Source organism: Cupriavidus sp. HPC(L) (genome assembly GCF_000307735.3).
Taxonomy (GTDB): Bacteria; Pseudomonadota; Gammaproteobacteria; order Burkholderiales; family Burkholderiaceae; genus Cupriavidus.
This window is the reverse complement of the sequence record NZ_AMPR02000084.1, coordinates 1-10,155: the sequence shown is the minus strand read 5'-3', so window position 1 is coordinate 10,155 and position 10,155 is coordinate 1. Positions and strand designations below refer to the sequence as shown.

Genomic DNA, 10,155 nt, shown 5'->3' with positions numbered 1-10,155 from the left:
GCCGCCCGCCGCGCCTGCGAACGGTGCCGCCGTCGCGCACCGCGCCCGCGACGCTGCGCCACGCGCGCACGTGCTACGACCATCTGGCCGGCGAGCTGGCGGTCGATCTGTTTGCGCGGATGACGCGTTCGGGCTGGATCCTGGTGCGGGACAGCGCGGTGGAATTGTCCGAGCACGGCACGCACGGCATGGTGCAACTCGGCGTGGATCTGGACGGCGCCCGCCGCAAGCGCCGGCAGTTCGCCTGCACCTGTCCCGACTGGAGCGAACGCAAGCCGCATCTGGGCGGCGCACTGGGCGCGGCGTTGCTCGACGCGATGCTGCAGCGGCGCTGGATCGAGCGCACGCCCTCGTCGCGCGCGCTGCGCGTGACGCCGCGTGGGCGGCGGGAAATCGGCCAGTTGGCGGACTAGGTTCGGGAACCAGGTTGGCGGACCAGGCCGGCACACTGGCGCGGCATTCGGAAGCGGGAGGACTGGGCGTGAATGGAGTCATCGACGACGAGTCGCGCCAGGCAGTCGAACGGCTGCTCGGCATGATCAACTTTGACGATGGCGCGATGGTCGAGAAGCAGCTGGCGCTGCTCGACGAGGCGCTGGAGGAAGCCGACGATACGGTGGATGGCACCGAACTGCTGTCGGTGGTGCAAGACGTGATCGACTGGGAAGCGGGCTTCCAGGTCGAACAGCATGACACCGCGACCTTTATCGACTGCCTCAACCAGCTGGCGGCACGTGTGGCGCTGGTGCTGGATTGGGGTGTCGACGATCCCGAGGACGAGGACTTCCTCGGCAGCACCAGCGTGCCCGAACTGATGGAGCAGGCCCACGAGCAGTTGCGCGCGGCCGGCATCACGCTATGGCACTGGGAGATCGGTTCCGGCGTCTACGCGGGCTGGATCGCGCGCGCCGAGGACGATGACGAGATCCTGGCGATCGGCGAAACGCTGGGCGTCGAAATGCGGACCGGCGACCAGCCCTTCTGAGCGGGCCGCGGCCGCGGCTTCAAGCCTTGGAGTCGGCCTTGACGTCGGCCTTGCCTTCCACCTTTCCCGCGCGCCGCGCCCCCCGCGCCGGCGCCGCGGCCCCGACCGTGTGCTCCATCACGTCCAGCAGCGCCCGTACCGCGGCCGGCATCAGCTTGCGCGCGGGCATCAGCACGTAGACCTTCAGCGGCGACGAGGCATAGGCGGGCAGCACGCGCACCAGCTGCCCCTGGCGCACATGTTCCTCGACGAACTTCGGCGACAGGCGTGCGACACCGAGCCCATCGGTCGCCGCCTTCAGCCGGATCTCGGCGTTATGCGTGCGAATGCGCGGATCGACCGGCAGCACGGCCTCCTCGGCGCCGTCCTGCACGAATTCCCAGCGCCGATCGTCGGCATTGCCGATCACGGGCCAGCCGTTCAGATCGCCTGGCGAGCGCGGCAGACCGCGCGCCTGGATCAGCGATGGCGCGGCATAGAACGCGCGCTCGACCAGCACCACGCGCTTGCTGGCAAACGAGCTGTCGTGCAGCGTGGTATTGGTCATCACGAAGGCGAGATCGTAGCCGTGCTTGAGCAGGTCCGGCTGGTCCCAGGTGACGTCGATCTGCACCTTCAGGTTCGGATGCAGGGTCAGCAAGCGCGACAGGCTCGGCGCCAGATGCTGCGAGCCGACCTCGTAGGGCGTGGCGATCCGCAGCGTGCCGCTGACCTGTTCGCTGGCCGAGGCCGCCTCGGCGCTGATCTCGCGCAACGCCGCGAAGTGCGGCGCCACGCGTTCGTACAGGCGCTGGCCCTGCTCGGTCACGCGCACGCGCCGCGTGTTGCGCTCGAACAGCCGCCCGCCAAGCTCCGCTTCAAGCCGGGCGATCGCCGCGCTCGCGGACGACTTCGGCACCTCGGCCAGTTCGGCCCCATGCGTGAAGGTGCCTGCCTCGACCACGCGGCAGAAGATTTCCCAATCCTTCCATTCGATCGTCTTCATCGTCTCGTTCGCCGGCGCCTGACGGATGCGGCGCGCGGGCGGGATTTTCCCACAGCGCGCATGGCCGCGCTGAGGCCGCGGCTTGCGTGCGGTCCGCCGGCCCCGGGCTACTGCTCGAACAGGATCACCGAACGGGCGAGCTCACCGCGCCGCAGCTCGTCGAAGGCCTCGTTGATGCGCTCGAGCGGCAGCCGCTGCGCGATCAGCGCATCGAGCTCGAGCCGGCCGGACAGATAGAAGTCCACCAGCCGCGGCATGTCGATCGGGAAGCGGTTCGAGCCCATCATCGAGCCCTGGATGCGTTTCTCGGCAAGAAAATCGGTGCCCTTGAGCTCGATCTTGACGCCCGGCGGCAGCATGCCGATCACGGTGGCCGCGCCGCCCCGGCGCAGCATCGCAAAGGCCTGCTCGGCCGTGGCCTTCAGCCCGATCGCTTCGAACGCGTGATGCACGCCGCCGCCGGTCAGCGTGCGCACCGCGTCGACCGGATCGGCCGCGCTGGCATCGACCACATCGGTGGCGCCGAAGCGCCGCGCGAGTTCGAGCTTGCCAGGCAGGCGGTCGATCGCGATGATGCGGCCCGCGCCCGCCAGCGCGGCGGCGTTGATCGTGGCCAGGCCAATGCCGCCACAACCGATCACCGCAACGGTTTCGCCGGGCCGCACGCCGGCCGTATGCGTGACCGCGCCGAAGCCGGTGGTCACCGCGCAGCCGATCAGCGCGGCGCGGTCCAGCGGCATGTCGCGCCGGATCGCGACCAGCGCATGCTCGTGGATCAGCATCTGCTCGGCGAAGGCCGACAGGTTCAGGAACTGGTTCATCGCCGCGCCGCTGGCGCGCAGCCGCGGCGCTTCGTCTTCGCGGCGGCGCGTATCCGGCGCGACGCACAGCGACAGATGGCCGCTCAGGCAGTGCTCGCAGTGGCCGCAATAGGCCGACAGGCAGGTGATCACATGATCGCCGGGCTTGACCGTGCGTACCTCGGCGCCGACCTGCTCGACCACGCCTGCCGCTTCATGCCCCAGCACCACCGGCATCGGAAACGGATAGGCGCCGTCGAGAAAATGCAGGTCCGAATGGCAGACGCCGACCGCCGCGGTCCGCACCAGCACCTCGCGCGGGCCGGGCTTGTCGATGGCGAGGTCTTCGATGACCAGCGGGGTCCTGGGCTGATGCAGCACGGCAGCTTTCATGGTGTCTCCTTGTTCCGCTTGTTGGGCTATCGGGAAATCCACTGCGATGTTGCGCGCGCCGGCGCATCGGCCGGGCTGGAGAGCGGCTTACTGCAGCATGCGCCAGTCGCCCTGCGCTTCCTGCGCCTGTCCGTCGGCCTGCAGCTTCAGCAGATGCGCCAGCAGCGAGCGCTGCGCGACCGGGAGCATGCGTGGCGGCACGTCGTCGTAGACGCGCGGCAGCAGCGTTTCGATCGGCGCCGGTCCCAGCTCGCGCAGCGCATTGACGACCTTGGCCTCGCGATGCTGGCGATGGCGCATCAGCAGGCGGATCGCCTCGCGCGGGCGCGGCATCAGGAAGCCATGGCCCGGCGCGAGCCATTCGAGATCTTCGTCCAGCAGTGCGGCCAGCGAGGCCAGATAGGCGCGCATGTCGCCATCGGGCGGGCCGATCACCACGGTCGAGCCCTGCATCACGTGGTCGCCGGTGAACAGCAGTTTCTCTTGTTCGAGCAGGAAGCACAGGTGGTTCGACGCATGGCCCGGGGTATGCAGCACGCGCAGCGTGATGGCGTCGCCCGGTACGTCGATGTCCCCCAGCACGATGCGCTCGCCGTGTTCGAGCACGCGGTCCGGCGCGAAGCTCGGGTCCTGCCGCTCGGGCCGGTTTGCCACGCGTCCCAGCACCTGGGCGCCGGTCGCTTCGCGCAGCCGCACCGCGCCCGGCGAATGGTCGATATGCGTGTGCGTGGCGAGGATCCAGCGGATCGGGCCCGGCGCGGCGGCCAGCACCGCGCGCTGATGCGCCTCGTCGTCGGGGCCCGGATCGATCACCGCCCATTCGTTGCGCCTGCCGCCGCCGACCAGATAGGTATTGGTGCCGGGGCCCGTCATCGCGTTGCCGTTGTCGGCGGTCACGCGCCAGACGCGGTCGGACAGCCGCACCGGCACACCCGGTTCGAGGGCGTAGCGCCCATGGCCGGCACCGTCGGGATCGATCCGCGCGATCTCGGCATAGGGAGGCTCGTCGGGCTGCACCGGGCGCACGCCCTTGGGGCCATTGGCCAGTCTCGGCATGATCAGCGCGATCTCGCGCAGCCCTTGCGCGTAGTCGAAGCAGGCCTGCGCGGTCGGGAAATGCGCGATCGACGCCAGCATGCGCCGCGTCACGTTGACCAGCGTCATGCCGCTGTCCGGCGCGATCGCTTCCGACGGACGCACCCAGCGATGGTCGACCGCCTCGACGCCGTCGTGCATCGCGCTCTGGCCAGGCGGCAGCACCGCGACGAAGAAGCGCGTGTCGAAACGCTTGGGCAGGCCCGGCGGCGTCAGCCAGTGGCTGATATAGGCCATCTTGTCCATCGCCAGCCGCAGCTCGAAGCGGCGGCAGACCTCGGCGATGCCGGGGCCGCCGTAGCGCACCGCCTCGCGCAGCCAGGCCAGTTGCGCGTCGTCGAAGCGTTCGAGCGCCACCATCTCGCCGTCGCGCTGGTAGGCGAACAGCAGGCCCGCCTCCTCGCAGCATTCGCGCACCGCGCACAGGTAGAAGTCGAGCCCGCCCGCGGGCAAACGCAGCCGCGCGCTGGCGGCGGCGTCATCGAGTCCCTCGCACAGGCCATGCAGCTGGTTGTCCTGCGGATCGAGCGTGCCGCCGGGAAACACATAGGCGCCACTGCTGCGATCGTCCTGGCGTTCGGGCCGGCGCACCAGCAGCACTTCCATGCCGGCGGCGCCGTCGCGCAGCACCAGCACGCTGGCCGCATGGCGCAGCGACGGCGCGCGCGGGCGCGCCGCCGGCGCAGCAGATGAGGCGCCGGCAGCGGCGTCCGGGGTGGGATTCGATGGATTCATACGGGTCGGAACGGATAGGCGAGAGGCGCGCGGAAACCGCTTGAATGCGGTGCGGGCCGTCATCGGATCGCCCTAGTGTAAGGGCAAGCGTCGCAGCGGTCATGGCGCACTGCGCCAGGGAAACGGCAGCACTGTGCGGTCACCGGCCGCGGCGGTGGGCCGGTTCCGACGGCTCGTCTTACGCGCGAAGGCGAGGACCCAGCGGCTTTCGCCGACGATCAGAACGCCGGCGACGAAGCCGGCGGCCCGCTGGTGTCCGGGTTGCCGGGGCTGCCGGGTGCGCCGGGGCGGGCGGTGCGCGCCATCCGCGCCCGGTCCTCGGCGGCCTCGCGCTGTTCGGCATCCCGCCTTTCGTTGTCGGCTGCGGCCTCGGCGGCGGCATCGCCGCCGGTCTCCTTGCTGTCGTTGATGCGCTGCCGATAGAAGCGCCGGATGATCTGCTGCGCCACCGGCAGCCGCCCGCCCACCGGCGCGGGGAAACGCACGATCGCATCGAGCCGGTCGGTGCCGACCGGTTCGAACATCACGCGCGGCGCGAACTGCGACAGGTCCAGGAAACGCGTATCGCCATAGCGGCGCAGGCTCTGGCCCGCGGCCTCGAGAAACGGCTCGCAGGCCTGCTGCGCGATGTCGAGCAGCTCCGCCTCGATGCGGTCCGGGTCGCACTGCGCCGCCAGCGGAATGCGCACCGTGTCCAGCGTGTATTTGCCCGCCTGCGAGTGGTTGCGCACCGCGACGGTCAGCAGCAGGCTGTTGGGCACCTGCACCGTGAAGCCGGTGAACTGCCGCGTCGGCGCGACCTCGACCAGCGTGGTCGTCAGCGCGTCCATGTCGATGACCTCACCGGCGTACTGGCCGATCTCGACCAGATCGCCGAGCTGGAACGGGCGCGCGATCATCCGCATGAACGCGCCGAGGAAGCACATCACCAACTCCTTGCCGGAGATCATCAGCGCGGCGGCAAAGGCGGCCAGCGAGATCGCGACGCTCTTCAGTTCGGAGACCCAGATGCCGAGCAGCAGCAGGAAGGCCACCGCGCCGATCAGATTGCGCGAGGCCACGGTCCAGGTGCGATAGCTGCGCAGATTGTCGCGGTCCGCCAACTGACGCGAGACGAAGAAGCGGTTGCTCAGCTTGACCAGCAGCACGCCCATCAGGACGATGAGCACGCTCAGCACGATATGCAGCAGGATGCTGTCGTTGAAATCGAGGTTCAGCTTCATGGTGTCGGGACCGCGGCGCATCGGGGCACCGCCAGGCCACGCGGGCAGGGAAGCCACGATTCTACCGAGTTGGCGGCCCGGCTATCCCGCCGGCGGGTTTTCTTATAGGATGCCGCCCCATTGCTGGCCTTCCTGTGTTCACCATGACCGCTTCCCAAGACTCGCGCGGCGCCGGCGTCGGCGTCGACAGCGACACCGCCTCGGGCGCCGCCGCGCCGCGCCTGCAGCGCAAGCTGCGGGCCCGCCATCTGAGCATGATCGCCATCGGCGGCTCGATCGGTACCGGGTTGTTCGTCGCCTCCGGCGCGACCATCGCGCAGGCCGGACCGGGCGGCGCGCTGGCCGCGTATCTGCTGATCGGCGCGATGGTCTACTTCCTGATGACCAGCCTGGGCGAACTGGCCGCCTACATGCCGGTGGCCGGCTCGTTCTCGACCTACGGTTCCATGTATGTCGACGAGGGCTTCGGCTTCGCGCTCGGCTGGAACTACTGGTACAACTGGGCGGTGACGATCGCCGTGGAACTGGCAGCGGCGCAGCTGGTGATGCAGTACTGGTTCCCCGATACGCCGGGCGTGCTGTGGAGCGGATTGTTCCTCGCGCTGATGTTCGGGCTCAACGCAATCTCGGTGCGCGGCTTCGGCGAGGCCGAATACTGGTGCTCGCTGGTCAAGGTGGTGACCGTGATTGCGTTCATCGCGATCGGCACGCTGATGATCTTCGGCATCCTGCGCGGCGACGTGCCGGCCAGCCTGGCCAACCTGACGCTGGGCGATGCGCCCTTCGTCGGCGGCCTGCCCGCGATGATCGGCGTGGCGATGATCGCCGGCTTCTCGTTCCAGGGCACCGAGCTGATCGGCGTCGCCGCCGGCGAATCGGCCGACCCGGCGCGCAATATTCCGCGCGCGGTGCGGCAGGTGTTCTGGCGCATCCTGCTGTTCTATGTGTTGGCCATCGCGGTGATCGGCGTGCTGATCCCCTATACCGATCCGAGCCTGCTCAAGAGCGATGTGCAAACCATCGGCGTCAGCCCGTTCACGCTGGTGTTCCGCAATGCCGGGCTGGCCTTCGCCGCCGGCCTGATGAACGCGGTGATCCTGACGGCGGTGCTGTCGGCCGGCAATTCGGGGATGTATGCCTCGACGCGAATGCTCTACAACCTGGCGACCGAGGGCCGCGCGCCGCGCGTCTTTGCCCGGCTGACGCGCCACGGCGTGCCGATGCCCGCGCTGCTGGCCACCACCGCGGTCGGCGCGCTGTGCTTCCTGACCTCGCTGTTCGAGAGCAAGGCGGTCTACCTGTGGCTGCTGAGCCTGTCCGGCATGACCGGCTTCATCGCGTGGCTGGGCATCGCCATCAGCCACTACCGCTTCCGCAAGGGCTGGATGCGGCGTGGCCTGGATCTGTCGCGGCTGCCGTACCGCTCGCCGTTCTTCCCGTACGGTCCGATCTTCGCGTTCGTGCTGTGCCTGGTGATCGCGCTGGGACAGAACTACCAGGCCTTCCTCGACGGCAATATCGACTGGTGGTCGGTGGCCGCGACCTATATCGGCATTCCGATCTTCCTGGCGATCTGGCTCGGCTACCGGTGGACGCGCAAGACGCGCTTCGTCAGCTACGAGGACATGCGGTTTCCCGGCATGGAATGAGCAATCGTTCGAACGCCATTTCGTCGTTCCCGCGAAAGCGGGAACCCAGCGACGTTCGAAGCCACTGGGTCCCCTCCTTCGCGGGGACGACAGACGTCAAGCGAGCGCCCAGGGGCCCCGCTCAGTAGACGTCGCGCCGATAGCGGCCGGTCTCTGCCAGCGTCGCCAGCGTCCGCGCCCCCAGCGCCTCGGCCAGCGCGTCGTTGACGCCGGCGGCCATGCCTTGCAGGCTGCCGCAGACGTAGATCGCGGCACCGGCCGCGACCCATTCGCGGATCTGCGGCGCGGCGGCGCGCACGGCGTCCTGCACGTAGCGCAGCGCAGCGCCGTCGCGCGACCAGGTCTGGTCCAGGCGCGCCAGCGTACCGTCGGCCTGCCATGCCTGCAGTTCTTCCCGATAGAAGGCGTCGTGCGCCGCGCTGCGTTCGCCGAACAGCAGCCAGTTGCGCGCATGACCGGCGGCGGCGCGCGCCTTCAGCAAGGCACGCAGACCGGCCATGCCGGTGCCGTTGCCGATCAGCAGCAGCGGCCGATCGTCGGCCGGTGCGTGGAAGGCACGGTTGGTGCGCACGCGCAGCGCGATGGCGGCGCCAGGCGGCGCGTGCTCGGTCAGCCAGCCCGAAGCGAGACCAAGCCGGCCATCGTCGTGGCGTGTCTGGCGCACCAGCAGTTCGAGACGGCCATCGGCGGGCAGCGAGGCGATCGAATACTCGCGGTGCGGCAGCGGCGGCAGCGCGTCGACCAGGGCCTGCGGGGACAAGCCGCGCATGGCTTCGGCATGCGGCGCGGGCAACGGCATGCGCGTGGCCAGCGCTTGCGCCAGCGGCATCGCCTCGCCATCGCAACGCACCGCTTCGGTTCCGTCGAGGGACAGGTCACGCAGCAGTTGCGCGACCTGCTCGGGCGGCAGGCGCGGGCCGATCTCGGCGATATCGCCGGCCTGCCATTCCAGCGCGGCCGGCGCTTCGGGCTCGAGCGCCAGATGAAAGGCCGGCGCGCCGGCGCTGCCCGGGTTCATCAGCCGGCGTTCCACCAGCCGCCAGCGGCCATAGCGCGGCGCCTCCCAGTCGGCGATTTCGGCGCCGCCGGCCAGCGCCGACAAGTGGTTCTGCCAATGGCGCAGCGCGCCGGTGTCGCCGTTGTCGACCTCGACCAGATCGAACAGCGGCCGCGCCTGCGCCCGTTGCAGCGCCGCGGCCAATGCATGGCCGTAGGCGCAGAAATTCGCGTAGCTGCTGTCGCCCAGCGCGAGGATGCCGTAGCGCAGGCGGCTCAGGCCGTCGCCGCTCGCGGCGGCCAGCTTGCGCGTGAAACCTGCGGCGCTGTCGGGCGCATCGCCCTCGCCCGTGGTGCTGGCCACGAACAGCGCCTGCCGGCAGCGCGTCAGCGCAGACAGATCGAGATCGGCAAACGAGGCGACGCGCACCGGCAAGCCGGCGCGTTGCAGCGCCTGCGCGGTCTGCATCGCCAGTTGTTCGGCAAACCCGGTCTGGCTGGCATAGGCGATCAGCGTCGCATCGTCCGCGGTTGACGCGAAAGCGGCGCTGCGCTGGTGCCGATGGCGATGCAGCGCCAGAATCGCGCCGCAGAAACCCGCGTAGGCCAGCGCGACACCGCCCGCGGTCGGCCATTTGCCCGCGCCGGCAAGCGACAGCGCCAGGCCGGATGCGCCCGCGATGCCGCTGAGCGCGCTCGCCAGCGAAGGAAGGCCGAATCGTCGTGGCGCGTTCATGCGAGCATCGCCGCGAACGCCGGCGACATGCGTTCGGTAAAGCCGCGCGGCGTGCGCAGCAGCATCCGCGCCGCGATGCCGCGCTGCATGGCGAACGCCATGCCGGCCTCGGGACCGAGCACCGTCAGCGCGGTCGACAGCGCGTCGGCCATCAAGCATTGCCGATGCAGCACGGTCACCGACGCGAGCGCGTGGCTGACCGGATAGCCGGTACGGGGATCGAGCGTGTGCGCGTAGCGGCGGCCGCCGCTGTCGAAATAGCGCCGGTAATCGCCGGAGGTCGCGGCCGACAGGCCATGCAGCGCCACCACGGTCTGCTCGGCCGCATCGGCAGCACGAAAATCGTCCGCGGCAGGCGGACTTTCGAGTTCGACCCACCACGGCATGCCATCCGGCTTGACGCCCTCACCGCGCAGCTCGCCGCCGATCTCGACCAGATGATGCGACACGCCGCGCGCCGACAGCCATGCCGATACCGCGTCGACGGCATAGCCCTTGGCGATCGCGCACAGGTCGATCGACACGCCGCCGGGCTGGCGCGCACGCCGCCCTTGCTCG

General features: G+C 69.8%; 8 protein-coding genes and 1 pseudogene. 3 read left to right on the top strand and 6 right to left on the bottom strand.

The genetic code is table 11. From position 1 onward, the window contains the following. Together B551_RS26470 and B551_RS06615 are read left to right on the top strand one after the other, a co-directional pair. A pseudogene (locus B551_RS26470) lies at positions 1-413 on the top strand (transcriptional regulator); the annotation flags it as partial. Positions 414-481: 68 nt separating this feature from the next. Further along, complete coding sequence (locus B551_RS06615; protein ID WP_043437812.1) at positions 482-985, top strand: hypothetical protein; 504 nt, start codon at positions 482-484, stop codon at positions 983-985. A 19-nt stretch (positions 986-1,004) separates the two neighbouring features. Here B551_RS06615 and B551_RS06610 read toward each other — a convergent pair whose 3' ends face one another. The 4 genes from B551_RS06610 to B551_RS06595 all read right to left on the bottom strand — a co-directional run bounded on the left by B551_RS06610 (position 1,005) and on the right by B551_RS06595 (position 6,237). Beyond that, positions 1,005-1,970 carry a LysR family transcriptional regulator gene (locus tag B551_RS06610; RefSeq protein ID WP_023263719.1) on the bottom strand — a complete coding sequence of 322 codons (966 nt, stop codon included), beginning with the start codon at positions 1,968-1,970 and terminating at the stop codon, positions 1,005-1,007. A 107-nt stretch (positions 1,971-2,077) separates the two neighbouring features. Next, a complete protein-coding gene (locus tag B551_RS06605) occupies positions 2,078-3,163 on the bottom strand; it encodes a Zn-dependent alcohol dehydrogenase (protein ID WP_023263718.1) in 1,086 nt (361 codons plus the stop codon). Positions 3,164-3,250: 87 nt separating this feature from the next. Continuing rightward, entirely contained in the window at positions 3,251-4,993 is a 1,743-nt protein-coding gene (locus B551_RS06600) for an MBL fold metallo-hydrolase (RefSeq protein ID WP_023263717.1), read from the bottom strand. Between the two features lie 218 nt (positions 4,994-5,211). Beyond that, positions 5,212-6,237 carry a mechanosensitive ion channel family protein gene (locus B551_RS06595; protein ID WP_023263716.1) on the bottom strand — a complete coding sequence of 342 codons (1,026 nt, stop codon included), beginning with the start codon at positions 6,235-6,237 and terminating at the stop codon, positions 5,212-5,214. A gap of 122 nt (positions 6,238-6,359) precedes the next feature. On the opposite strand from B551_RS06595, the gene B551_RS06590 reads away from it, so the two are divergent. Next, positions 6,360-7,865, top strand: a complete 1,506-nt coding sequence (locus tag B551_RS06590) for an amino acid permease (protein WP_023263715.1) — start codon at positions 6,360-6,362, stop codon at positions 7,863-7,865. 121 nt (positions 7,866-7,986) lie between these two features. Here B551_RS06590 and B551_RS06585 read toward each other — a convergent pair whose 3' ends face one another. Together B551_RS06585 and B551_RS06580 are read right to left on the bottom strand one after the other, a co-directional pair. Further along, the gene (locus B551_RS06585; RefSeq protein ID WP_006578966.1) at positions 7,987-9,597 is read right to left on the bottom strand and encodes a sulfite reductase flavoprotein subunit alpha; all 1,611 of its coding nucleotides are present in this window, start codon (positions 9,595-9,597) and stop codon (positions 7,987-7,989) included. Further along, on the bottom strand, positions 9,594-10,155 hold a 562-nt coding region (locus B551_RS06580), incomplete at its 5' end, for an FAD:protein FMN transferase (RefSeq protein ID WP_023263714.1). The genes B551_RS06585 and B551_RS06580, both read right to left, overlap by 4 nt.